The organism is Chroococcus sp. FPU101 (assembly GCF_017312365.1).
Taxonomy (GTDB): domain Bacteria; phylum Cyanobacteriota; class Cyanobacteriia; order Cyanobacteriales; family Microcystaceae; genus Chroococcus.
This window is the reverse complement of sequence record NZ_BLJI01000005.1, coordinates 15,812-38,908: the sequence shown is the minus strand read 5'-3', so window position 1 is coordinate 38,908 and position 23,097 is coordinate 15,812. Positions and strand designations below refer to the sequence as shown.

The 23,097-nt window shown below is 38.4% G+C and carries 26 protein-coding genes and 1 pseudogene; 7 read left to right on the top strand and 20 right to left on the bottom strand.

The features are described from left to right. Positions 1-13: 13 nt before the first annotated feature. The 7 genes from lepB to CFPU101_RS07290 form a co-directional block, all read right to left on the bottom strand. The gene (gene lepB, locus CFPU101_RS07320) at positions 14-586 is read right to left on the bottom strand and encodes a signal peptidase I (protein WP_206814676.1); all 573 of its coding nucleotides are present in this window, start codon (positions 584-586) and stop codon (positions 14-16) included. 51 nt (positions 587-637) lie between these two features. Continuing rightward, positions 638-1,480, bottom strand: coding sequence for a nucleoside triphosphate pyrophosphohydrolase (gene mazG, locus CFPU101_RS07315; RefSeq protein WP_206814675.1), 843 nt, complete (start codon positions 1,478-1,480; stop codon positions 638-640). A 137-nt stretch (positions 1,481-1,617) separates the two neighbouring features. Further along, a complete protein-coding gene (gene aroC / locus CFPU101_RS07310; RefSeq protein WP_206814674.1) occupies positions 1,618-2,718 on the bottom strand; it encodes a chorismate synthase in 1,101 nt (366 codons plus the stop codon). A 33-nt stretch (positions 2,719-2,751) separates the two neighbouring features. Continuing rightward, entirely contained in the window at positions 2,752-2,892 is a 141-nt protein-coding gene (locus CFPU101_RS25485) for a hypothetical protein (RefSeq protein ID WP_242577809.1), read from the bottom strand. Positions 2,893-2,967: 75 nt separating this feature from the next. Then, a complete protein-coding gene (locus tag CFPU101_RS07300; protein WP_206814673.1) occupies positions 2,968-3,309 on the bottom strand; it encodes a hypothetical protein in 342 nt (113 codons plus the stop codon). 57 nt (positions 3,310-3,366) lie between these two features. Next, positions 3,367-4,524, bottom strand: coding sequence for a DUF58 domain-containing protein (locus CFPU101_RS07295; protein WP_206814672.1), 1,158 nt, complete (start codon positions 4,522-4,524; stop codon positions 3,367-3,369). A gap of 24 nt (positions 4,525-4,548) precedes the next feature. Further along, complete coding sequence (locus CFPU101_RS07290; protein ID WP_206814671.1) at positions 4,549-5,052, bottom strand: universal stress protein; 504 nt, start codon at positions 5,050-5,052, stop codon at positions 4,549-4,551. A gap of 12 nt (positions 5,053-5,064) precedes the next feature. On the opposite strand from CFPU101_RS07290, the gene CFPU101_RS07285 reads away from it, so the two are divergent. Further along, positions 5,065-5,994 (top strand): ribonuclease D, encoded by a 930-nt coding sequence (locus CFPU101_RS07285; RefSeq protein WP_206814670.1) that lies wholly within the window; start codon positions 5,065-5,067, stop codon positions 5,992-5,994. A 45-nt stretch (positions 5,995-6,039) separates the two neighbouring features. Here CFPU101_RS07285 and CFPU101_RS07280 read toward each other — a convergent pair. Together CFPU101_RS07280 and CFPU101_RS07275 are read right to left on the bottom strand one after the other, a co-directional pair. Beyond that, a pseudogene (locus CFPU101_RS07280) lies at positions 6,040-6,887 on the bottom strand (universal stress protein). A 422-nt stretch (positions 6,888-7,309) separates the two neighbouring features. Then, positions 7,310-9,013, bottom strand: coding sequence for a peroxidase family protein (locus CFPU101_RS07275; protein WP_206814669.1), 1,704 nt, complete (start codon positions 9,011-9,013; stop codon positions 7,310-7,312). A 288-nt stretch (positions 9,014-9,301) separates the two neighbouring features. Here CFPU101_RS07275 and CFPU101_RS07270 point away from each other — a divergent pair, with 288 nt between their 5' ends. Continuing rightward, positions 9,302-10,183 carry a DMT family transporter gene (locus CFPU101_RS07270; RefSeq protein ID WP_206814668.1) on the top strand — a complete coding sequence of 294 codons (882 nt, stop codon included), beginning with the start codon at positions 9,302-9,304 and terminating at the stop codon, positions 10,181-10,183. On the opposite strand, the gene CFPU101_RS07265 is transcribed toward CFPU101_RS07270, so the two are convergent. The 6 genes from CFPU101_RS07265 to CFPU101_RS07240 all read right to left on the bottom strand — a co-directional run bounded on the left by CFPU101_RS07265 (position 10,145) and on the right by CFPU101_RS07240 (position 14,376). Next, positions 10,145-11,335 carry a GNAT family N-acetyltransferase gene (locus tag CFPU101_RS07265; protein WP_206814667.1) on the bottom strand — a complete coding sequence of 397 codons (1,191 nt, stop codon included), beginning with the start codon at positions 11,333-11,335 and terminating at the stop codon, positions 10,145-10,147. The genes CFPU101_RS07270 and CFPU101_RS07265 overlap by 39 nt on opposite strands. Before the next feature lie 70 nt (positions 11,336-11,405). Further along, positions 11,406-11,615: a hypothetical protein gene (locus tag CFPU101_RS07260; protein WP_206814666.1), complete on the bottom strand. Its 210-nt coding sequence runs from the start codon at positions 11,613-11,615 to the stop codon at positions 11,406-11,408. A 65-nt stretch (positions 11,616-11,680) separates the two neighbouring features. Beyond that, positions 11,681-12,016 (bottom strand): antibiotic biosynthesis monooxygenase, encoded by a 336-nt coding sequence (locus CFPU101_RS07255; protein ID WP_206814665.1) that lies wholly within the window; start codon positions 12,014-12,016, stop codon positions 11,681-11,683. A gap of 90 nt (positions 12,017-12,106) precedes the next feature. After that, entirely contained in the window at positions 12,107-13,450 is a 1,344-nt protein-coding gene (locus CFPU101_RS07250; protein ID WP_206814664.1) for an aminopeptidase P family protein, read from the bottom strand. Between the two features lie 6 nt (positions 13,451-13,456). After that, the gene (ureE, locus tag CFPU101_RS07245; RefSeq protein WP_206814663.1) at positions 13,457-13,885 is read right to left on the bottom strand and encodes an urease accessory protein UreE; all 429 of its coding nucleotides are present in this window, start codon (positions 13,883-13,885) and stop codon (positions 13,457-13,459) included. Positions 13,886-13,890: 5 nt separating this feature from the next. After that, positions 13,891-14,376, bottom strand: coding sequence for a DUF4168 domain-containing protein (locus CFPU101_RS07240; RefSeq protein WP_206814662.1), 486 nt, complete (start codon positions 14,374-14,376; stop codon positions 13,891-13,893). A gap of 165 nt (positions 14,377-14,541) precedes the next feature. Here CFPU101_RS07240 and rsmH point away from each other — a divergent pair, with 165 nt between their 5' ends. The 4 genes from rsmH to CFPU101_RS07220 all read left to right on the top strand — a co-directional run bounded on the left by rsmH (position 14,542) and on the right by CFPU101_RS07220 (position 18,217). After that, positions 14,542-15,423: a 16S rRNA (cytosine(1402)-N(4))-methyltransferase RsmH gene (rsmH, locus tag CFPU101_RS07235; protein WP_206814661.1), complete on the top strand. Its 882-nt coding sequence runs from the start codon at positions 14,542-14,544 to the stop codon at positions 15,421-15,423. Positions 15,424-15,459: 36 nt separating this feature from the next. Next, positions 15,460-16,839 carry an aldehyde dehydrogenase gene (locus CFPU101_RS07230; protein ID WP_206814660.1) on the top strand — a complete coding sequence of 460 codons (1,380 nt, stop codon included), beginning with the start codon at positions 15,460-15,462 and terminating at the stop codon, positions 16,837-16,839. A gap of 237 nt (positions 16,840-17,076) precedes the next feature. Further along, positions 17,077-17,781 (top strand): GntR family transcriptional regulator, encoded by a 705-nt coding sequence (locus tag CFPU101_RS07225; RefSeq protein ID WP_206814659.1) that lies wholly within the window; start codon positions 17,077-17,079, stop codon positions 17,779-17,781. 28 nt (positions 17,782-17,809) lie between these two features. Continuing rightward, positions 17,810-18,217: a gamma-glutamylcyclotransferase gene (locus CFPU101_RS07220; protein WP_206814658.1), complete on the top strand. Its 408-nt coding sequence runs from the start codon at positions 17,810-17,812 to the stop codon at positions 18,215-18,217. Between the two features lie 35 nt (positions 18,218-18,252). Here the strand turns inward: CFPU101_RS07220 and CFPU101_RS07215 are convergent, their stop codons facing one another. The 3 genes from CFPU101_RS07215 to CFPU101_RS07205 form a co-directional block, all read right to left on the bottom strand. Continuing rightward, entirely contained in the window at positions 18,253-19,719 is a 1,467-nt protein-coding gene (locus tag CFPU101_RS07215) for a leucyl aminopeptidase (protein ID WP_206814657.1), read from the bottom strand. A 74-nt stretch (positions 19,720-19,793) separates the two neighbouring features. Further along, on the bottom strand, positions 19,794-20,201 hold the full coding sequence (locus tag CFPU101_RS07210) for a TIGR02588 family protein (RefSeq protein ID WP_206814656.1): 408 nt from the start codon (positions 20,199-20,201) through the stop codon (positions 19,794-19,796). Then, complete coding sequence (locus CFPU101_RS07205; RefSeq protein ID WP_206814655.1) at positions 20,198-21,061, bottom strand: TIGR02587 family membrane protein; 864 nt, start codon at positions 21,059-21,061, stop codon at positions 20,198-20,200. The genes CFPU101_RS07210 and CFPU101_RS07205 overlap by 4 nt, the downstream gene beginning before the upstream one ends. 167 nt (positions 21,062-21,228) lie before the next feature. On the opposite strand from CFPU101_RS07205, the gene CFPU101_RS07200 reads away from it, so the two are divergent. After that, a complete protein-coding gene (locus CFPU101_RS07200) occupies positions 21,229-21,627 on the top strand; it encodes a nuclear transport factor 2 family protein (RefSeq protein ID WP_206814654.1) in 399 nt (132 codons plus the stop codon). Between the two features lie 2 nt (positions 21,628-21,629). Here CFPU101_RS07200 and CFPU101_RS07195 read toward each other — a convergent pair whose 3' ends face one another. Then, entirely contained in the window at positions 21,630-22,190 is a 561-nt protein-coding gene (locus CFPU101_RS07195) for a glutathione S-transferase family protein (protein ID WP_206814653.1), read from the bottom strand. Positions 22,191-22,206: 16 nt separating this feature from the next. Then, complete coding sequence (locus CFPU101_RS07190) at positions 22,207-22,956, bottom strand: hypothetical protein (RefSeq protein WP_206814652.1); 750 nt, start codon at positions 22,954-22,956, stop codon at positions 22,207-22,209. Between the last annotated feature and the right edge of the window lie 141 nt (positions 22,957-23,097).

Here is a 23,097-nt window from a genome sequence, read left to right as displayed (position 1 = left end):
ATTTTAATCTATTTTAATTAATTACTCCAATCTTTTTAAAAGGAAGAAAGCGGAAAACTGCATGACCAATCACATTTTCTTTAGGTAAAAATCCCCAAATATGAGAATCATTACTATTATTACGATTATCACCCATAACAAACAATTGATCAGCAGGAACATTAAATGAGGCTAACTGATAATTTGGTGACTCTAAAATATAATTTTCTGCTAAAGGTTGCTCATTAACATAGACTTTTCCCTTGTTTACCGTTATTGTATCCCCTTCTGTACCAATGACTCGTTTAATAAAAGCTTGATCTTTTTGATACCCTTGTAATTGCAATTGTAGTGGAGGTTCAAAAACAACAATATCGCCTTTTTGTGGAGGATGAAAATAATATGACATTTTTTCGATGACTAAACGATCGCCTTGTTCTAGGGTGGGTAACATCGAATCTGAGGGAATGTAGCGAGGTTCGGCGATAAAAGTCCGAATTAAAAAGGCTAAAGCAAGGGCAATAAAAATAACTTGTAGATTTTCCTTCGTGCTTTTCCAAAATGATGAAGTTTCTTGAGTTGAGCTTATTTTCTGATTTTCTTTCATTTTTGTATCATTAATATTTGAGCTATATCAAAATCTATCTAACTTCTTATTTTACTCTCCCTGTTCTCTTAATGTAGCTTTTGCTTGTTTCCACATTGTTTCTAGCTCTTCTAAACTATAGTCACTTAAAGGACGTTCGACAAAATTCTCTACTAAAGTTAATCTTTTAATAAATCTTATGTTAGTTTCTTGTAAGGCATTAGAAGGATCTAAACCATACCATCGAGCTAAATTAATGATCACAAATAGTAAATCTCCTAATTCAGCTTGTTGATGTGCTTTATCTTCGGTCTCTAAAGCTTCTCTAAATTCGGCTAATTCCTCACTAAATTTATCCCAAACTCCCTCTATATTTTCCCATTCAAAACCAACAGCCGCCGCTTTTTGTGAGATTTTCATACCAGCCATTAAAGGGGGTAAACTACGAGCATATCGTTTCAGTTTGTGAGTTAATAATTGAGTTTGTTCGGGTGTTTCTCCTTTTTCTTGAGCCTTAATTTTTTCCCAATTTTGGCGCACTTCGTCAGAATTGGTTACCTCTAGAAAGCCAAAAACGTGAGGATGACGACGAATCAACTTTTCTGTAATACCTTGTGCGACTTCTTGTAGGCTAAACTGTCCCGCTTCACTAGCAATTTGAGCCTGCAAAACCACTTGTAATAATAAGTCTCCTAACTCTTCTGCGATCGCATTTTGATCACCACTTTTAATGGCATCAACGACTTCATAAGCTTCTTCAATGACATAGGGGATCAGAGTTTCGGGTGTTTGTTCGAGATCCCAAGGACATCCCCCATCTGGCGATCGCAATTGGGCAACGACTCCAATCAATTGATTTAAGGCGTCTAAAATAGCATTGTAGGTTTGATCAGCCGTTTTAGAGGAATCAGGCATAATGGGTGAGCTACGCTAATGATCCTCCTTATTTTAAACTTTTTGTAACAATTAATCATCCTGTAGATAGATACTATTTAAAACCCTTTATACTCTTAGCTTTGCGGTCAATAGGGACTAGGGGGATATTTAAACAATTAGTCAAACTTTCCTGACAAGCTACATTGTCCTTGATGACGTAGCAGATGATCACACAAGACTAAAGCCATCATCGCTTCAACCATCGGCACTGCACGAGGTAAAACACAGGGATCGTGTCTTCCTTTTGCTGCTAGAGTCGTTTCTGCTCCGCTACGAGTAACGGTGTTTTGTTCTTTGCCAATGGTTGCAGTAGGTTTAAAAGCGACTCGGATCACGATATTTTCGCCGTTACTGATCCCTCCTTGAATTCCCCCTGAACGATTGGTTTTAGTACGAATGTTCCCTGTCTCATCAAGATAATATTCATCATTGTGTTCACTTCCTGTAAGAAGCGTTCCCGCAAACCCTGAACCAATTTCAAACCCTTTGCTTGCAGGGAGTGACATCGCACCTTTAGCAAGATCCGCTTCTAATTTATCAAAAACGGGTTCCCCTAAACCTTGCGGAACATTACGGGCGACACATTCGACAATTCCTCCAATCGAGTTGTGATCGCGTATGATCTGATCGATCAGAGCAAGCATTTTTTCAGCACACTCGGCATCAGGACAGCGTACAATATTGTTTTCTACTTGTTCTAGGGTGACGATATTGGGATCAACTTTACTCTGTAGATCTTTAATTTGCTTTACATAACCAATAATTTCGACACTTGCGATCTGTTTAAGGATTTTTTTTGCGATTGCACCTGCTGCTACTCTACCAATGGTTTCTCTAGCAGAAGATCTTCCCCCACCTCTCCAGTCACGCAGCCCATACTTAGCATCATAGGTAGCATCGGCATGAGAAGGACGGTATTTCTCAACCATTTCATTGTAATCTTGGGAACGTGCGTCGGTGTTAGGAACGATAATAGCGATCGGTGTTCCAGTCGTTTTCCCTTTAAAGACACCAGAGATAATCTTACAGATATCGCTTTCTTTTCTCGGTGTTACAATATTGCTTTGTCCTGGTTTCCTGCGATCTAATTCTAACTGGATCTCTTCTTCAGAAATTTCTAATCTAGGTGGACATCCATCAATAACAACGCCAACACCCCCACCATGAGACTCGCCAAAGGTGGTTATTTTAAATAATTGTCCGAAGGTATTGCCCATGATGACCTAGTGATGACTTACAGTCTTTCTATTTTATCGTGTCTGCTGATCTTCACCAAGTAAGGATTTTTCTTGAAGTTTTCGTTGACGGTATTGATAGTATGGATTATTTTTCTGTTCGGCTTCTAAAATTGCACTCGTTTCATCTAACATGGCATTTCGGCGATCAAACATTAGGCAAACTTCTTATCCAACGTTCTACGTTTTTTGCTCTTGTTGCTGCATCAGGAATTATTTTTTCTGTGTTCATTATATACCCCAAGTTCTTTTAGTTTCTTGTGCGGTTGCTTCTACTGCATCAGCCGTTGCTTGTGCTTGTTCGATACACAATGTCAGTAAATTTAGTGCAGCAGAACTAGCGATCGGTTGAGATTCAGCAACTTGTAAGGTAAGCGTATCAAGACGATTATAAAAGGATCTCGCTCGTTCTGTAGCATTTTTAATTTGTTCCAACTCATATAAAATTGCTTCTGTCTCACCATACTGCTCAAACAAATTATACTCTGTTGCTGTTGCAAGATTAATTACATCAAATAAGCGAGGGACAAGCTTCGTAATTAAAATTAACGTTTCTGGAAGTAAATTCGCCATTTCAAGGTTTTATGTCTGATTATACCGAGTTTATCATCTTGCGATCGCTCGAATCAATTAAGTAATTCCAGAAAATATCTGTAACTGTTGTTGTAAGTCTTCTTCAGGATTAATAATTAAACCTTTTAAATGCCGTGTTAATATTGGTTGAGTGGTTTCAGGTTCAGTAAAAAGTATCCAACGACTATTATCTAATAGTGAACTTAAATGAGTGGTATTTGAAGTTAATAAAATTAAAGGTGAAGTGAACGGTATTGAATACTTAGCCTCTTCTTGAGTTTCTACAGCCGCCAGAGTAGAGAGTACATAACTATTACCAAAAATTAAACCTGTTTGGGCTGTCCAAAGTTTGACATTCATTTGTCGTTGTTGGGCATAAAAATATAAGGATGCTGCGGCAATAACAGCGCGTTCAAAGATATCTTTATTCCAAGTTGAAGCACTATCTAAGGTGATGACAATATCTTCACTCCCTGTCATGACTTCCAATTCTTTGATCTTAAATTCTCCTAATTTTGCGCTGGTTCGCCAATGGATCATCCGCATCGGATCACCGTAATGATAGGGGCGTAGGTTGCGGGTAACACCTTCTGTTGCTTTGGCTGCGCGATAGTCACTCTGAAACTGGATATTGTCGTCTTGTCCAATACTATCGATAATGGGGCATTGTTGAAGGGATAAAACGGTAGGATAAACGATCGCCGAAGCTGCGGGTATTTCCTGTTGACGACGACACCAAAATAACCCCAGTGGTGTTCCAGTTCTTAAGTTAACATCCTGCCATTGATAAACCCCTCTACGTTGGGTAGGAAGGTAATACACCCATTGATATTGACTTTGGGGTTGAATGACTTCTATTGCTTGTGTGTATGGTTTTCCTAAAACTAAGGGAATTTGATCCTCTATTTGGAGTAAAGTTTTATGATCTGAGGTAGGGTTGTCGAGTGCTAGGGTAATAATAAGATCGTCACCTGCTGTTACTGGAGAAATGGGGAGACGAGAGATAGTGAGATGTCGTAGCGATCGTACTGGTAAAATAGCACCAATGATTAATAATGCGCTAATCAATCCACTCAGCACATATAACCATCCTGCCATTGTATTGGTTGCTGCACCAAAAAAACAGATCGCTAAACCAAATAACACCCAACCACTATAAGCAGGTGTACAAAAGCGAGTTTCTAGCCATGTTGTTAGTTTATTAATGTTTGTCATTAGGGAAGATCAAAAGTTTTGATCTTATAATTCCCCATTTTTTACAGGTAACTGCACTGTTAAAACTGAACAGGGGGCGTGATGTAATACATAATTACTAACACTGCCTAATAATAATTCGCTTAAACCCGATCTACCGTGTCTACCCAAGATAATTAGATCAACATTTGATTCTTCGGCTATTTTACAAATAGTTCTTGCTGAATTCCCGTATATTTGTTGTATATCGACCTTAATTCCTGCTTTTGTGGCTTCTGCGGCACGAGTTTTAAGCATTTCTAGTCCTTCTTGAACAAAATCATCCCATTGTTTGCGCCACGTTTGTAAAGTTAAGTCGTTTCCTCCCGTAACAGGATAGATCTCACTAAGGTTTGGTGGGATCAAAAGAGGGCTATAATTTTCTTCTGAGGTTAGAACGTGTAACAAAATTAAGTTAGCATGATGTTTTATGGCCATTGATAAAGCCGTAGAATAAACATCTTTAGCCATTTCAGACATATCCATCGCCACCAACATTTTATTAAACATTGTTTTCTCCTGATGCCTTACTTAACAGATATAGATGATATCAAAAATGCGATCGTACATTCTTCTCAAGCTAAAACTCTTTGGTTAGATGTAGAAGTCGCTGATTATAAAACTAAAGATAAAGCCAAACTCTCTTTAATACAAGTCTTGGATAATTCAACGGATCTTAGTGGTGAGCAAGTTTCAGTTTTAGATGTCTTAGAACAACCGAAGTTAGTTAATGAATTTATTGAAACCATTATGATGAATCCTTCCATTGATAAGGTTTTTCATAATGCACAGTTTGATGTTCAGTATTTAGGAGGTAAAAGAAAGGTTAAAAATGTAACTTGTACTTTAGAAATGGCTAAATCTATTCCCTATTATATCATTCCTTTACCCAACTATCAGCTAAAAACATTAGCCGAAAATCTTTGTTATTTTCCATCCATTGATAAATCTGAACAAGGTAGCGACTGGAACCGAAGACCGTTAAGCGAAAAACAATTAGCTTATGCCAAAATGGACGTTGTATATTTGTCCCAAATTCATCATCGACTTCTACAACTCGCCCAATTAATTAATCCAGATCCAGATACCGAAGATATTAATGCTTTAGTGACCCGATATCAACAAATAGAACCCAACTGGAAAAAACTAGATACAGAAATTGATCATTTAAAAACTCGAATCAAAAAAGTGATGGCTCAAAGAAAGTTAACTAATGTTAATGGGTTTCAATTATCGAGTCAAAACCGTACCACGAAAACGATTAAAATCAATGAATTAGTCAAAGTTCTTTCAGCTTATAATGAGTCTTTTGATTTATCTGTTAAAGTGACTTCAGATTGGTCAAAAGCACTTGGAGAAATTTTTGAAGAATTACCCATTGAAGAAGTTAAGGAAACAATTTTAGTATTGCGAGAAAAAGCCATAGAAGAGGAGGAAGATCTACCTTTCTAAAATCAAATACAAAAATAAGGGTTTGGCGACCAAACCCCAATATCATTAAGCGTCTTTTCTAGCTAATAAGACTGGACAATTAGCATTGACTCTCACATAATCTGATAAAGAACTACCCAATAACCGATCTAAATCGGGTAAACTTTTAGCAATAGAGGGACGACGATCTGGAGAGCCTAATATTAATAAATCTGCGTTATATTCTTCGGCAGTTTTACAGATTTGTTCCCCTGGTTTGCCACCTTTTACAACACACGATAAGGAATATTTAAGCGTTTTGCTTTAGCAACAGCCGAAGCAATAATCGGATTTTCTTCCATTTCTTTTTGAGAAAGGGGTAATAATTCGGGTTTTAAATCAGGGTTAACTCGTGCTAAGATGAGTTCTGCAGGATAAGTTCTCAGCAAGAAAAGGGCTAATTCTAAAGCATAATCAGCAGCAGGTGTTTTATCTAAAGCAACCATGACTCGCTTAATCTTTTTTACATAAATATCATCTTTAACTAACAACATAGGACGGTTAGTTAGTTGAAAAACATATTGACTCACCGAATTTTCTAAAATCGCTTCCAAACGATTTAAACCCCGTGAACCCATAATAATTAAATCGGCATCAATTTCTTCAGCAACCTGACAAACCGTATCTTTAGGCTCACCTTGACGCAATAAACTAGAAACCTTACTTGGATCAAGATGAACAGATTCTAAAATATCAGAAATAACTTTATTTCCCTCTTGCCATTTTGTACTAAGTGCTTCAGCCGTAATTTGTGGTGGAACAACGTGGAGAAGGGTTAAAGATGCTTTTTTAATGGTCGGGATATCCATTAATACATCCAGCATTTCTCGTGTATGCCCAGTTCCCGAATCTGCGTATAGAATTTTTTCTAGCATGGATTAAAATGTCTATAATGAAGTTCACTATCTTGGTGTAAAACGATCTTACTTTCAATGCGTCCTGTTTGCTAAAAGGGTTTAATTTACTTAAAGAAATTAGGGTTTTTGTTGCTGATTTGTAAAAACTCGCCAAATAATCAAGGCTGTAAAACCAAGATAACCAAAGACAGCTAACCAGTCGAGCCATTCAGTCGGAATATCATTCATCGGTTATCCTCCGTAGAGCAAAAAATGGGTTCAGTATCAAGCAATTTTTACAATATCTTACAATTAATTATTGTCAGTTCCAGTTCAACCTCTTTTGTCATTTTTGGAAATCCTCATCGCTAACATCGGATTTACATCTGATACAATTTCAGAATTTTATAAGGGTAGAAAGACCAAACCCGTTGTCTAATATAAAGAGACGAGAACATCAATTAATTGACTTGAAAAGCGACTTTGACACTGGGGTCTGGGGTTATATTGCGATCAACAAAGTCTTGTAAGGTTCTCGTTTTCTTGATCAAATCGTACCCATATTCCGTAAAGGTATTCTCATTAAAAATATTTTGTGACAATAATGGATTGGTTAACGCCTGTGTAAAAGCATCACTGGCTACCATCGTTTGTAATAATCCTCCAAATAGTCCATTTCCCGTCGGATCTTCCGCAAATAGACCAATCAAAAACTCTACTTTGTTGATGTCGTTGTTATAAAGTCTTTTTAGCTCATTCTGAATCTGCACATTTTTTGTGATTTCGCTAAACTTGCTAAACTTAGGAAGTCCGAATTGAGCGCGATATTCATTGTATGGACGTAATCTAAAATCTCTCGACATTTTGATACTTTGATATTCTGCGCCTAACAAAAAATCAGGATGATTAAATAAACCAATTTTGCCCGCAGCTTGTTTAGAAGCCGCTTTTAACACCGTTCCGATGCCAACATCTTCCAAAATCTGATTGTTTGACCTGAAATCATTACCAGAGTAAACGCGATCGTTGACAACAAAATCATCTGGTACTAAGCTATGCCACCGATACAAAAGATTGAATTCAATAGCGATCCAGTTGGTTCGATACCATCTTTTGTACTCTACCCAATTGCTGAGGTACCATCTCTGTAATGCCGTTGCGCCCCAGTGGGTTATAATCGATTTTTGCAATGTATGTAAGATTGCTTCAAGCCAACTATTGCGATACCATTTGTCTCTGTCGGCAAACGATGTATCCATCCGAAATACTTTTGCTCCAGAAATATGATTAATGTAGTCTTGCAGGATAAACTTTAAGAGCAGTGTGATGTTGATCAAGCGAGCCGTTTGGAATAACTGTTCATCATCCCATTTCGGATTACGCGTTTGTAATTCTTTGCAAATCCGATTATGTTCACGCATAAACAAAGTACTAATCGCTACATAGCCGATGCTGGCGTTACCGCGTTCTAGTCCTGTTGCGTAAAGCTTTTTCTTACGGTCTTCTCGTGTATTTTCAGGGAATTCCTTTAAAATTTCATCAATCTTGCTGATAAATGGCAAATTTTCGTAATATTTTTTAGCAACTAGTCGTCCCTCTGCATCCTGCTCATAGAGGTAATCTAAATATTCCTCACCGTCAATTATTTGGCTTCTGAGTTTGCCTTTTTCATGGGAACGCAAAATATTTGTTGTTGTTTCCTCAAGTCCGTAAATCTGACATAAATCAATTTCGTGATTAGAGGTGTTTTTACGTCGATCATTGGAGTCAACCCGTAGAACGCTATCGGTGAACCATTGTGCAAAAAACATAAATAGCACGCTAGATCGATCTTTAATCATTACCCCGTCTTTTCTTATAAAAAGTGCCGTAATCTCGCCGATTTCTTGAGGATTATAAGGTTTATCTGGTGGAAGAGAATCTGTATAAGATTGAGGAGCAGGGGGCAGATGGCGACCCGAAAAATCTCGATCCGTCAGGGAAGGCCAAGCTGTATAATCAGAAACGTCTGGTTTTTCTTTAGCCGACCAAAGGCTGTAGGGGCGCGGTCGAGGTGGATTCGAGTTAGCCAAATTGTTGACAGCAATTCGGTTAATTAACTGTCCTAAAAGTGGCACACTCCAAGCAAATTCAATTAATTTGTTAAGTCTGTTAATGGTGGTCATATTACTTTTTAAATATATTAATTTGATTCTACTTTTAATAATATGTCCACTGACTTCGAGCAATTTATAATACTTGTGAAATAGAATTCTTCTTAATAAAACGCATAATTTTGTTATTGATTATTACAAAACTTTAAAAATATAATATTATTAATTTATAGTCCTTCACAATTCAAAATTGATGTTATAAAAAATTTACAAAATGAAAGAATTAGGCAGTTTTCATCGGGTAATTAAGCGAAAATTCCTGATTATAGATTGGGAAGTTATTGTGATTGAGGGTGATTGGTGAAATTAATTTATATTGCTGAATTATTCTTTTTAGCGGCGTTGTGGGGTGGTTCTTTTATCTTTATGCGGATGACATCCCCTATTCTAGGCCCCATTTGGTTAATTGAACTTCGGGTACTGATTGCAGGTTTAGCACTCTTACCTTTATTAATTTATCTCAATTGTTGGTCAGAGGTGCGCCGTCATTGGGTTCCCTTATTCATTATGGGTTGTTTGAATACTGCTATTCCCTTTTCTTTAGTTGCTTTTGGTTCTCTGTTTTTGCCTGCTGGTTTTAGTTCGATCTTAAATGCGACCATACCTTTATTTGGTGTCATTGTCGCAGCACTTTGGCAAAAAGAAAAGTTAACGGGTAGTCGTTTGGTGGGTTTTATTCTAGGATTTCTTGGAGTGACGATTTTAGTCGGATGGAAAGCAATTGATGGTACATCTGTATTTTTTCTCGCTGTCGGTGCAGGTTTAACCGCTTCAATGATGTACGCGATCGCTGCTTCTTATGCTAAAAAGTATTTATCAGGGGTTCCATCTCTCGTTATTGCTAGTGTCAGTTTACTCAGTGCTGCAATTTTTCTGATTCCTGTTTTACCATTTACTGTCCCAAAAATTTATCCCACACCGACTATTATTTTAGCGGTTGTTACACTTGCTTTATTTTCAACTGCTTTAGCCTATATTCTTTATTTTCATTTAATTCAAACCATTGGTTCAACTCAAACTCTTACCGTTGCGTATCTTATTCCTTTGTTTGCGATGCTTGCAGGAGCGATCTTTTTAAGAGAACCCCTCACGCTTTCGATGTTGATTGGGTGTGGTTTAATTTTATTAGGTACTGCGATCGCTTTAAACTTCAATCTCAACGTCTCGCTTAGTAAACGGTAAATCTTGATTCATTGCGTCGATTTCTTCTTGTTCCATTAAATTCACTTCATCAATATAGCGTGAGAAAATCTGGCTCATTCTCGGATGATAAAATCGATGTAGGCTATGATTGGCGGTTGCAGGAAAACCGCGTCTTTTCTTATGTTGTCCCCCTGCACCAGGGTCAAACATGGTAATTCCTTGACTAATTGCCCATTCTATTGGTTGATAGTAACACGCTTCAAAATGTAAGCAATCATATTCTTCAAAAGCTCCCCAATAACGACCATAAAAATTATTGTCTTTCCTGAGACAAAATGATAAACCAATCGGTTTATGTTCATTCTCATCACGATAAGCTGCAATTAAAACCACTCGTTCTAGATAATTTGGATAGAGTTGCTCAAAAAACTTATGGGTTAAATATTTACTTCCCCAGTAAAACTTATCACAAGTATTGCTATAAAAACGATAAATCAGTGGAAATAAATGATGTGGAATTTCTTCACCTGCTAAGGTTTTGATGAATAAACCTGCTTGAGTTACTGCTTTTCTTTCTCGTTTAATATTACGTCTTTGATTAGCATTAAAAACAGCTAAATAATCATCAAAGTTGTTAAAACCTTGGTTTGTCCAAATATAGCTATGATGTAACCAATTACTAAACCCCTGTTGTTCCATCACTAAACGCCAGTTTGGGTCAACAAACAGAAAATGACAACCTGAAAGATGATTGCGATCGCAAAAATGATCAATTGCTGATACCATCAATTCAGTAATTGTTGCTTCATCCTCATTCGGTGCAATTAAAAAACGATATCCGACTGCTGGAGTAAAAGGAATCATCCCCAATAATTTCGGATAGTACCTTACTCCTAAACGATGGGATAAATCAGCCCACTGGTGATCAAAAACAAATTCACCATAACTATGACTTTTAATATACAACGGAGCAGCAGCAATCAGTTGACGATCGCGCCATACGGTTAGATGACAGGGTTGCCATCCTGTTTTAAGAGTTGCACTACCTGATGATTCTAAATTATGAATCCATTCCCATTCCATGAAGGGTGTAGCGAGAGGTTGGGCTAAAGCATCCCATTGATTTTTCGGTATTTCTGCTATTTTCTGAATCCACGCGACTGAATAACTCGATTTAACTTGTCCAATCATGATGAGCCATCAACGTACCCTTTTATCTAGGGTAATGGATGAATATCAAGTTTGGGGGAAAAGAGCGCGATTATTTTGTGGACTGGGGGTATTTTTGGCGAACGTGTTGAGTAAATTGATCTGTCCAGTTAGGATTAGATTTAGGATCGATAGTAATAACTTGAGGATCGTTTTTAATTCGTCTTACATACTCTTCTAATGCTTGTGATCCTTCACCTTGAGACAGTGCATGATCAATTAACTCATCATAAGACATTGCTTTAAAGTCCTGTTCCGCCATAGCTGATACCGTTTATTTGAAGAGTTAGCGTACTATTTGACGCTAACCCTGATAATTCCTCAATCTTACAGTCTTACTTCTTGTAGCCCTCCAATTTCGCTACACACCTCATAAAAATTAGTGACAGGAGGTTTAACGAATAAAGATGCCATTTCTTTCATCAAAGCTTGATTGACCGAATTTTTGTTATATTCCATATCTTCGATGTCATCCCACACAATTACAGCAATACCTTCATCGGTACCTGGTTTTTGTAAGAGATAGGCTTTTTTGAATCCAGTCGTATAAGTTGAAACGGCTTTCTCGTATAATCTTTGGGCTTCGGCAAACCGCCCTGGATGAAACTCGCCAATCGCTACATAAGCGTATTTATGTTGTAAAAAATCCAGAAATTCTTTCATAAGTTAAAAATGAAGAGAATGAAAATAGATAAACCTATACTTATAATTAAACTGCTAAATGGTTTACAAAATGAGAATTTAAACAGTTTCTTAATCTCTCATCAGTTCTTCTAGATGAGCCGCTTGTGTCGGTAATGCTGCGGTTAAGACTTCTATTCCATCTTCTGTAATTAATACATCGTCTTCGATGCGAATTCCTCGAACATCCTCGAACTGGCTTAATCTATCCCAGTTCACTACGGATTGATATTTGACGCGATTGTCAGGATTTCTTAATATAGCAGGAACTTGATAGAACCCTGGTTCAAGAGTAACCAGCATCTGCGATCGCAAAGGTCGATCTAAGCGTAAATAGCCTAAACCAAAGCGATTACTTCTGATTCTGCCATCTTTATACCCCGCTAAATCGCCCAAATCTTCCATATCATGTACATCTAAGCCTAATAAATGTCCAATGCCATGTGGAAAAAACAGCGCGTGAGCATCCATTTCGACTAAATTATCAGAATCACCTCGTAGGATGCCCAAACTCACTAAACCTTCTGCTATTACTTTAGCCGCCAATAGATGAATCTCCCGATATTCCACATCTGGACGCATTTTAGCCAGACACGCATCATGAGCCGCTAAAACCACATCATAAATGTCGCGTTGCGTGGGGGAAAATTGCCCAGAAACGGGCCAAGTTCGCGTAATATCAGATGCCCACCCCTTAGCGGTTTCAGCACCCACATCAGCTAATAATAAGTCATCCAATTTTAAAGAATGGTGATATTGTTCGTTGTGAAGGATCTCACCGTGTACCGTCACAATACTTTGATACGCACAAGTCATATTATGAGCAGTAATCACCGATTCCATCGCTGCTCTAACCTCGGCTTCTGTTTTTGCCTTTGCAGTGGTTTTAATGCCTGCTAGGTGTGCTTTTATGGCAACTGAAGCGGCTTTTTTAAGTTCATAGAGGGCTGCTGCATCATGGGCGAGACGCAGTTTAACTATAGCTTGAGCTAGTTCTAAGTCTATTCCTTCAAAGGTAAGAAAACGGTTTAGATGCTGACATTGTTGATCATAGGTTTTGGGATCTTGAACAGAGATCGTCGCGGCATCTTTGGTATATTTGATTAATTCAGATAGAGGATAATCAGCATCAGCCCCCATTTGTGCCGCTATTTCTCTACGGTTTGGGGTTGCGCCATGCCAAAGTGTACTATCTGGATGCGGATCATCGATAAATAATTCTAACTTACCTTGTTCTAACCGAATTGCTGAATTTTCTAAAGGAATACCCGCAAAATACAGAAAATGGCTACTCGCACGAAACGAATAGCGGTTAGAGGGAAAATTACGAGATGATGCACCCCCAGACCAAAGAATAGCAGGATTAGGAAAGAGTTTGGCTAATTTTTGCCGTCGCTGTTGTAAAATCTCTTTCATATTGATTTAATGTTGATGATAGGCACCGATTTCGGGTTGAAAAGGCTGAATTTCTGCTTTAATAGCAACTCCTAACTGTTCTAGCATTTGTTGAAGGACTAAATCGGGTGCTAGACGTAAATAATTCGGCGTGATTTCTACTCTTACATGACGATTTCCTAAATGATACGCTGCTCTGAGGAGTAAATGAGGATCGCTGGCTGTAATAGTCAAAACGGGTTCAGGTTTAGCGATAATTTGCAGACATTCGCCTGTTTCGGCTTGTAAAATATCTCCGTCTTGTAGAATGGTTCCTCGTTTAAGATTGATAAATAAGGTCTGTCCATTATCTGATTCAAAACGATGACGACTTTTGAGACGTTCTTCAGAAGAGAGAGGAAGTGTGAAGAGAATCGCTTTGACGGAGTGAGATAGACATTGGGTAAAAATCAGCATAACCTTTAGTTATTGGCTCGTTGAAGACGACGAATTTCGTTTTGAATGCGTCGTTTTAAGCCGTCATCAGAACGAACTCTCAGCGTGATAGCATTAAATTGAGAGGAACTTAAACCACTGCTTTCCACAATTTTTTTAGAGGTATTGCAGTAATTTACAGCAACTCTTTGAGCTAAGGTTGGTAAACTTCTAAAGCTATCTCGTTGATTACAAACAATTTCTGGCGGTGTTTTACCCATAATTTGCGTAATCTCTCGATAAGCTTGTTGGCGATAAGATTCCATTTGTAACACAGCTTTGGCATATTTATTCACCTGATCATCTGTAACATCTTGCGTATAAGCCGAAGAATTAAAATTTAACTGGGTAGAATGCCACGAGAATTCAGGAACAAAACCACTTAAAATTCCCACGGTAGACAAAACACTGGTTATTAACAAGCGTGTCAAAATTCTGCTCAAGTCAAATAGGGAAGAGCCAAAAATGAACATGAACCTTATTCGCCCAATCTATAATTATAACGATCTCCCCAGAGAGATTCTTTACGTTTTTGAAGAAATTGAAACATGATAAGTTCCTGTAAATATAGCCTATTGAACATCTAAAAGTGATTAATTGACAAATTTCTCAATTTTTATTCATCGTTTTCGACAGCAATGGTTTTATCCTCACAATCTCCAAATTTTGTCCATCTTTCCGTTTTAAGTCATGAATTGATCACTGGATTAAATATTCACCCCCAAGGTCATTATTTAGATGCTACCTTGGGTGGAGGTGGTCATAGTCGTTTGATTTTAGAAGCCGAGCCAAATACACGAGTCACTGGAATTGATCGAGATGAAATTGCGATCGCCGAAGCTACTCAAATCTTAGCGGCTTATGTTCCCGAACGATTAACCGTATGGCAGGGAAATTTCGCCGACTACGATTCTGGTTCAATTCAGTTTGATGGTATTATCGCTGATTTAGGGGTCAGTTCTCCACAGTTTGATCATCCCGAACGCGGTTTTAGTTTTCGTCATGCTTCTCCCCTTGATATGCGGATGGATCGTAGTCAATCACTGACGGCGGCTGATATTATTAATCATTGGAAGGAAGTCGATTTAGCCAATTTATTTTATGAGTATGGGGAAGAACGTCTATCCCGTCGCATTGCTAGACAAATTGTACAACAACGCCCCTTCGCGACAACGACTGATTTAGCCGAAGCGATTTCTCGTTGTGTTCCCCGTAGCTATCGTTATGGACGAATTCACCCTGCAACCCGTGTTTTTCAATCCCTTCGCATTGCTGTTAATGAAGAATTAAAATCTTTAGAACGGTTTTTAAATCGATGTCCGCAATGGCTAAAACCTGATGGAATTGTTGGTATAATTAGCTTTCATAGTCTCGAAGATCGCATGATTAAACACGCTTTTCGACAATCACCTGATCTCGAAGTCCTCACTAAAAAACCCATTATTCCCCAAGCGACTGAAATAGAACAAAATCCTCGTTCTCGTTCGGCTAAATTGCGCTTTTCTAAAAAGGTTAATTAGTTGTTAACCTAAAAACAGTTACATTAAATTATAATTATGCTCACCTTAACACCTATTTCAGAAATACTCACTAAGCAAAGAGCTTTTTTTGCTTCTCATCAAACAAAAGAGATTCAATATCGACTGACTCAACTTCAAAAACTGAAAATCGCTTTGAGTGAGCATAAACAACAAGTTTTAAAAGCCTTAAATGCTGATTTAAACAAACCAGAATTTGAAGGCTATTTTGATATTATCTCGGTAACACAAGAAATTGATTACGCCCTCAAAAACTTAAAAAGTTGGGTCAAACCGAAGAAATATAAAACCTCTCTTGAACAGTTTCCGTCTACTGCTTGGGTATCTCCTGAACCTTTGGGAGTGGTTCTCATTCTTGGCCCTTGGAACTATCCTTTTACACTTTTATTAAGTCCTTTAGTGGGTGCGATCGCCTCGGGTAATTGTGCAGTTTTAAAACCCTCAGAATTAGCTCCCCATACTTCACGTGTTGTTGCTGATTTAATCCAAAATACCTTTGATTCAAACTATATTACAGTGGTTGAAGGAGGTATTGAAGTCAGTCAGCAATTACTTTCTGAAAAATTTGAGCATATTTTCTTTACTGGAGGAACAAAAATCGGCAAAATTATTATGGAAGCGGCGGCTAAACATCTAACACCCGTAACTTTGGAGTTAGGGGGAAAAAGTCCTTGTCTGGTCGATACTAATATTAATCTACAAGAAACTGCTAAACGCATTACTTGGGGAAAATTTATTAATGCTGGACAAACTTGTATTGCTCCAGACTATATTTTAGTAAATCGAGCGATTAAAAATGATTTGATTCAAGCTATCCAAAACTGTATTCAAACATTTTATGGTGAGAACCCACTTTTAAGTCCTGATTATGCCAGAATTATTAATCATCGACAATTTGATCGGCTCATCGAATTTCTCAAAGATGGCAGCATTATTACGGGAGGAACAGTCAACCGTGAGCAGCGTTATATTGCACCAACATTAATGACAAATGTCTCTCTAAACTCTTCGATTATGCAAGAGGAAATCTTTGGCCCCATCTTGCCAATTTTAGAATATGATACATTAGATGAAGCGATTCGATTGATTAACAGTCGTCCTAAACCTTTAGCACTTTATTTATTTTCTAACGATCGTCACCAACAAGAGCAGGTTTTAAATCAAACTTCTTCGGGTGGCGTTTGTATCAACGATACCGTAATGCAAGTCGGAGTCATGAACTTACCTTTTGGGGGTGTTGGTGATAGTGGGATGGGGAAATATCATGGCAAAGCAAGTTTTGATACATTCTCGCATCACAAAAGTATCCTTAAAAAAAGCTTTCGCTTTGATTTCAATTGGCGATATGCTCCCTATCAAGCTCGCTTAGAACAATTGAAAAAGCTGTTTAAGGTTTAAAGCTTTTTGTTGTCAAAATCTCAGCTAAATTATTCATATTTTTCTCATAATTTTTTGAGTAAAATTTTGTAATTTTGGCTTTAATTTTACCTAGTGTCATCGAAATTATTTGTATACTGTACACAGGGGTCTTGTTGAATACGAATAATGACTGTAATGGCAAATACATCTAGCACAATTCTTTAAAATGAACAGTAGATCCGTTTTGCGACCTTCGCACTTAAAAGGAGAATTATTTTGACTTTATCTCCCCATACCTTGCAACGCAGACATTCATTACAGGTACAAGCTTATCAAGCTTTAAGAACAGCGATTTTAAGTGGCGAACTTGAACCTGGACAACGATTGGTAGAAACTCAGTTAGCTGAAAAATTGCAAGTCAGTAGAACACCCATTAGAGAAGCGATTCGACTGCTTCAGCAAGAAAATTTAGTCAATTTAGAACCGAGTGGTGGCGTTCGAGTGGCTACATTTAGCTGTGCAGATGCAATACAATTATACGACTGTCGGATTAGTTTAGAACAACTGTCGGTAGCTGATGCTTGTCTTCATGCGACAGAAACACAATTTCAACAGATGGAAATGATGTTAGAGCAAGCAGAACGCTTAGTAGCAGCAAAACCAACGCGATTAAACTGTTTTCGTCAGCTTGATTTAGATTATCGTTTTCATCGTCTCTTAGCTCAAAGTTCAGGAAATCCTTGGCTCGTTTTGTTATTAGACCAAGTTTTCGATAAAATGCAGTTACTTAGGATACAAACCACTAAAAATAATCCATTAGTTCTCGATATTCGCATGGAACATCGGGCAATTTATGACGCAGTACGATCGCGGAATCCACAAACAGCCAAAGAAGCTATTACATCGCATTTGAGTGCGAGTAAAGAAAGAGTAATTCGGGAAATGGAACAAATTCAGCTAGAATCAAAGGTTGGTCAATAATTCTTCTAATCTAAGGATCACTCACACAATGACAGAGATAGCAAACGGAAGCAAACAAGTTTTTATTTGTGGTTCAGCTTTACGCGGGCAACCCGATCATCAAAATCTGCAATCAGCCGAATTTATTAGAGAAACACGAACCAAACCCCTCTATCGTCTTCATGCAGCAGTAGATGGATGGCATCCCGCGATTTATCAAGTTCCAGAAGGCGGAATTTCAATCCCAGGAGAACTTTATCAGTTAAGTGCCGAACAATTTGATTATCTGGTTTCGACTGAACCTCCTCATATGTATCCGTCTGAAGTGATTTTAGAAGATGGACAAACAGCGATCGCTATGCTCTATCCACAGGAATTAGTCGAACAATATAACTGGCCCGATATTTCTCATTTGGGAGGTTGGGCGGCCTATAAAAAAGCGGTGTTTAATTCATAGTAGAGACGCGCTTTGATCACGTCTCCACAAAAAACCTAACTCATCACCCAATTAACTAAAGTGCGTACAGGAAAACCAGTCGCACCCGTATTATTAACACCATGATCTTTGTCTGTCCAAACTGGGCCTGCAATATCTAAATGAGCCCAAGGTGTTTCTTTAATAAACTGCTTGAGGAACAAAGCAGCCGTAATAGAACCCCCTGCACGAGGGCCAGTATTTTTCATGTCAGCAATTCCAGACTTTAAACCATCAAAATACTTTTCTTCCATCGGCATTTCCCAAAACTTCTCGCCCGCACGTTCGGCTGCATCTTTGATTTGTTGGGCTAAATCTGGATTCGTACTCCATAAACCCGCAATATCATCGCCTAGTGCAACCACACAAGCACCCGTCAGAGTCGCCAAATCAACGATCGCATCTAGTTCTAATTTTTCCGCAAAAACCAGCGCATCAGCCAGCGTTAACCGTCCTTCAGCATCCGTATTATTCACTTCAATCGTTTTGCCATTAGAAGCCGTTAGAATGTCTCCTGGGTGCATTGCCTTACCACTGATCATATTTTCCGTAGCAGCACAGATAAAATGTACCTCGACATCGGGTTTGAGTTGGGCTAAAGCTTTGGCCGCGCCTAAAGTTGCCGCACCGCCTCCCATATCCATTTTCATCGTTTCAATGCCACTACCAGCACCTTTGATGTTTAAACCACCCGAATCAAAAGTCAAACTTTTACCGATAATAGCGACTTTTTTGCGGGGTGTGCCTTCGGGTTTATAAGTGAGATGGATAAACTTGGGAGGAAGATCAGACGCTTGAGCAACACCTAAAAACGCACCCATTCCTAAAGCTTCACACTCGGCTTGCTCTAAAATTTCGAGGGCTAAACCATAATCGGTGGCTAATTGTTCGGCAAGATTAGCCATTGTGACAGGTGTTACACTATTGGCGGGAGCATTGACCAATTCACGGGCTAGAATGACACCAGAAGCAATCAAATCAGCTTGACGAACGGCTTCATCTTGACCGTTTAAGCCTAATAAATCGACTGTTTCTAATTTAGTTGGTTTTTTTTCGGATTTAAAGCGATCGTCTTGGTGTAATGCCAGTAGGAAACCTTCAGTGATAATTTGTGCCGTAGAGCGAGCGTTATCTCCAACTACAGGTAAACTGATTCCCAGTGTTTTAACTTTTTCTTGTTTAGCCACACGAGAAATACTAGCCGCCGCACGTCTGAGGGTATCTAGCTTGTAATCTTCGGTTTTGCCTAAACCCACTAAAATAATTTTGCGGATCGAATGATCACCACCCACCCTAGATACTGCTGTGGTGCCGATTTTTCCTTCAAATTCATTATCTGTAATTAGTTCTTGGATGGTTCTTGACAGTTGTTCATTGAGTTGGGCAAGTTCTCCAGTTAGTTCTGTTGTTCCTTCAGATAAACCAACAGCTATGGCATCTCCTGTCCAATTTAACAGTGTCGTATCTACTGCGCGTATATCCATTCCTAGCTCTTTTTTTAATGTTTCACACTTTTTTCTAGTGTATCCTGCTTTCATGGCTGAGTTTTGAGACGAATTTAGGGAAGTTTATAACTAGCCACTCGTAAAACAATCTCACCGTTTTGTGGGTTACGAGTAAAGATAAATGCTCCCTCTTGGCTTTCCCCCCCTGACAGAAAATCGATTTGTTGTTCTCCAGATTCTTCTATTTCTCCATTGAGCAGAAATTCGCCGAGCACTTGAACTGATTCTGCTGTTTCGCCACCTGTATTTGTGACTTTAAAGGGAATATAGAATTGTCCTTGTGTTTCCCTAATTTCGCTACGAGTAATCGATAACACGGGGGGTTGCTTGTCTTGAGTCAACCAAGTATACAGAACTAAACCAATCATTGACAGAACGATTAATAATGCGATCGCAAATGTTACCCATTCTGCGGGAATTGCATTTTTAGCACGAGAACCTAAAGACTTACTCTTATTCATATAGCGATGCGTCCTGCGGCACCCCCGACAGTTGCAGGAAGTCCTAATAAAATTGTATGACGTAACCACATCGGCCAAGGATCAGTCAAACTTAAGCGGTGGAAAAACCATAACATAAATGCTGCTAATGCCAGAGAAATAACATAAGACATGACTGTTTCGACGATGGGTTGCTGAAACATTCCTTCTTGTTGTAACCGCTTTTGTTGTGTTGTAAAGTTAGCGACAAAGACAATACCATAGGAAATCAATAAAGAGGTTAAAATAACTGCGATTAGCCAAGGTGCTGTAGTTGGTGCTGCTAATGTTGGCACTTCATCAGTCGGAGCAATATTAAAAGCAATAAATATCGCACCGACAGCAGTAGCACCAATATCCGCTAATGCTGCATGATAGCGTTGTTTTTTGCGCTCTGAACCTGTTAACTGTGGCTGTTCTTCCTCTGATTCTTCACCACCACCACTAATTAATGTTTGGGCTAATGCTACACCCAAAGAAAACGGAACGGCTTCAAAGATAATTTTACCGAGTGTTTCATCTAAAGGGGTTTCTATGGTCACTTCTTGTAACAAAATCAGGATAGCCGCCGCACTGATAATACCCAATGCTAGGGCTTCGACACTATCCGTTACAATTTGTATGAAGCTATGAGAATTATTTTTACGAAACCCATCGGTTTGAATGAGTAAAAAAAGAACTAAAAATGTAACGGCTAAAACACTCAACATTAAAGGAGGTTTAGTATAGGAACCAATCCACCAAACTTCCATCGTATATATCAATGGAATACCAAATAAAAAGCCGCCTGAAATGCCCCTGATTAAATCTTGTAATTCTGTTTTCCACGATTGTTGCAGCATCTTAAGTTAGATTTAGAAGATTGCTTACCAATAGCAATTTTTAAGATCCCCTGTCATCAAGCTGATGAATGAAATTATTTGTTATAAAATATCTACCGTTAGATAGATGTAAAAAACAATACTTTTGCATTTCTTTTTACTAAGAGCAAGAGGTCAGATGAATAATTATGAGTTCAAATCAACAGTTTCTGCAAAATTTATACGATGCTTTTAACAAACGCGAGATTGAAACAATCATCTCGCTGATGCGCCCAGACGTGAAATGGGCGAACGGGTTGGAAGGCGGTTTCGTTTATGGACGCGATGCGGTGCGCGAATACTGGACGAATCAATTTAAGAATATTCAAGTAGAGCTTGAGACGTTAAAATTCGAGACGGACGAAAACAATCGGAACATTGTCACCGTTCATCAAATCATCAAAGATTTGCAAGGCAATGTGCTTGCGAATGCAACAGTTCGGCAAATTTTTACCATTGAGAACGGTTTGATAAGCGTTTACGAACTTGGCAATACTGAAACAATTCAAGAAATGATTCAAAATACGAAAACTTCCAACGAGCAATGATGTTAAATCGGATAAGTACCAAAAGCTTTTTGAAAAGCCTCTCTTTGACTCAATCGATCGAGATAACTGATGATAACTGGATAGTCCTTATAATCGAGTGACAATAGAGTGCAACCATAGTTTAAATAGGATGCCACTGCTATATCTGCTACAGTCAAAATATCCCCACATAAAAACGGCTGTTGTTGAAGGATTTGCTCAATTGAAGGCAATAATTTGGGCAGTTCTTGATCTCTACGATCGTCCAAAAAGATCCCCAAAGCTAAGGTCGCATTAGCAAAAATCACCCATTGAGCAAAAATACTCCGAATTTGAGCATTTTCTGCCGTTTTGTCATATTTATCAGCCAGATAGAGCAGGATTGCGCCAGATTCCCATATTTTATAATCTCCATCTTCTAATGCAGGGAGTTTTCCCATCGGATTAATGGCTAAAAATTCGGGTTTGCGGTGTTCTCCTGCTGATATATCAACAGAAATAGACTCGTAGGGCAATTTCAACTCTTCGAGATACCATCGAACGATCGTTGCCCTTGTACGAGTTCCTCCATAAAGTTTAAGCATCAGTGTTAAATTTCCTTTAATTCGGGATCAATGAGGGAAAAACACTAATTTGCTGTCCTAAAAAACGTTGATGAACGATTTCACTAAAAGTTCTTAAATCATTGTCCCATTGATTCAGTGCGCTTTTAAGTAGTGCGAGTCTTTCTACCTCGTTCTCAGTTTCAATTGTATAGTTAAAATTGCCTGCAAACAGAACCGCAGGAAGAGCGCGCTGATCGGGTAATTGCACTTTCGCTTCGTTAATGTTTAGATTAAATTGACAGCGATCTAATTGATAGAGATAATTAATCCCTGCTTGTACTGGGTTGAGTCCAAAATCTTGCCAAGGCCCAGGGGACAGTAAAGTTCTGGTAATATACTGTCTAGCTGCATCAGGACTACTAGGAAATGGAATAATACTTCTAGTTGTAATCCCAACTCCTTGATATTCAGCGTGAGGAAGTTTTTCAATAAAATTGCTGGCAATGTCGGGTAGTTTGAAATCTTTTAGATTAGGATGATTGAGAATCGCTGTAAATGTGATGGTTCTGGGTTGAGCAACAATACTTACCCCATTTTGGAAGTTAATTTGAGCAAAATTAGGGTTCATGACAGGTTGTGCGCTCAGTTCCCAATCAGCAGGAATAATTCCGCTATACTTGAGAAACTCGACACTTAAGATCGTCGGATTGAGATTTTTTGCGGCTAGTCCGATCGCTGCGTCTTGAATTTCTCTTAATTGCGATTCTGGTCTAGTTTCTGGATTAATATCTAAGGGAGCTACCATTATTCGTCCTGTCTAGTATCATTGAATACTTTTTTGCTTCTTCTAGTTTAATCTCTAAAACAATAATTGTCAGGATTTTTAAGACATTTCTTAATTAAGATACCCTCAATGTATTTATTATTTAATTTTTGGGTATATTAG

Excerpts from the sequence above, each read along its gene's own strand:
- lepB (WP_206814676.1), bottom strand. The coding sequence starts at position 586 with ATGAAAGAAAATCAGAAAATAAGCTCAACTCAAGAAACTTCATCATTT.
- mazG (WP_206814675.1), bottom strand. The coding sequence starts at position 1,480 with ATGCCTGATTCCTCTAAAACGGCTGATCAAACCTACAATGCTATTTTA.
- aroC (WP_206814674.1), bottom strand. The coding sequence starts at position 2,718 with ATGGGCAATACCTTCGGACAATTATTTAAAATAACCACCTTTGGCGAG.
- CFPU101_RS25485 (WP_242577809.1), bottom strand. The coding sequence starts at position 2,892 with ATGTTTGATCGCCGAAATGCCATGTTAGATGAAACGAGTGCAATTTTA.
- CFPU101_RS07300 (WP_206814673.1), bottom strand. The coding sequence starts at position 3,309 with ATGGCGAATTTACTTCCAGAAACGTTAATTTTAATTACGAAGCTTGTC.
- CFPU101_RS07295 (WP_206814672.1), bottom strand. The coding sequence starts at position 4,524 with ATGACAAACATTAATAAACTAACAACATGGCTAGAAACTCGCTTTTGT.
- CFPU101_RS07290 (WP_206814671.1), bottom strand. The coding sequence starts at position 5,052 with ATGTTTAATAAAATGTTGGTGGCGATGGATATGTCTGAAATGGCTAAA.
- CFPU101_RS07285 (WP_206814670.1), top strand. The coding sequence starts at position 5,065 with ATGCCTTACTTAACAGATATAGATGATATCAAAAATGCGATCGTACAT.
- CFPU101_RS07275 (WP_206814669.1), bottom strand. The coding sequence starts at position 9,013 with ATGACCACCATTAACAGACTTAACAAATTAATTGAATTTGCTTGGAGT.
- CFPU101_RS07265 (WP_206814667.1), bottom strand. The coding sequence starts at position 11,335 with ATGATTGGACAAGTTAAATCGAGTTATTCAGTCGCGTGGATTCAGAAA.
- CFPU101_RS07260 (WP_206814666.1), bottom strand. The coding sequence starts at position 11,615 with ATGGCGGAACAGGACTTTAAAGCAATGTCTTATGATGAGTTAATTGAT.
- CFPU101_RS07255 (WP_206814665.1), bottom strand. The coding sequence starts at position 12,016 with ATGAAAGAATTTCTGGATTTTTTACAACATAAATACGCTTATGTAGCG.
- CFPU101_RS07250 (WP_206814664.1), bottom strand. The coding sequence starts at position 13,450 with ATGAAAGAGATTTTACAACAGCGACGGCAAAAATTAGCCAAACTCTTT.
- ureE (WP_206814663.1), bottom strand. The coding sequence starts at position 13,885 with ATGCTGATTTTTACCCAATGTCTATCTCACTCCGTCAAAGCGATTCTC.
- CFPU101_RS07240 (WP_206814662.1), bottom strand. The coding sequence starts at position 14,376 with ATGTTCATTTTTGGCTCTTCCCTATTTGACTTGAGCAGAATTTTGACA.
- rsmH (WP_206814661.1), top strand. The coding sequence starts at position 14,542 with ATGGTTTTATCCTCACAATCTCCAAATTTTGTCCATCTTTCCGTTTTA.
- CFPU101_RS07230 (WP_206814660.1), top strand. The coding sequence starts at position 15,460 with ATGCTCACCTTAACACCTATTTCAGAAATACTCACTAAGCAAAGAGCT.
- CFPU101_RS07220 (WP_206814658.1), top strand. The coding sequence starts at position 17,810 with ATGACAGAGATAGCAAACGGAAGCAAACAAGTTTTTATTTGTGGTTCA.
- CFPU101_RS07215 (WP_206814657.1), bottom strand. The coding sequence starts at position 19,719 with ATGGATATACGCGCAGTAGATACGACACTGTTAAATTGGACAGGAGAT.
- CFPU101_RS07210 (WP_206814656.1), bottom strand. The coding sequence starts at position 20,201 with ATGAATAAGAGTAAGTCTTTAGGTTCTCGTGCTAAAAATGCAATTCCC.
- CFPU101_RS07205 (WP_206814655.1), bottom strand. The coding sequence starts at position 21,061 with ATGCTGCAACAATCGTGGAAAACAGAATTACAAGATTTAATCAGGGGC.
- CFPU101_RS07200 (WP_206814654.1), top strand. The coding sequence starts at position 21,229 with ATGAGTTCAAATCAACAGTTTCTGCAAAATTTATACGATGCTTTTAAC.
- CFPU101_RS07195 (WP_206814653.1), bottom strand. The coding sequence starts at position 22,190 with ATGCTTAAACTTTATGGAGGAACTCGTACAAGGGCAACGATCGTTCGA.
- CFPU101_RS07190 (WP_206814652.1), bottom strand. The coding sequence starts at position 22,956 with ATGGTAGCTCCCTTAGATATTAATCCAGAAACTAGACCAGAATCGCAA.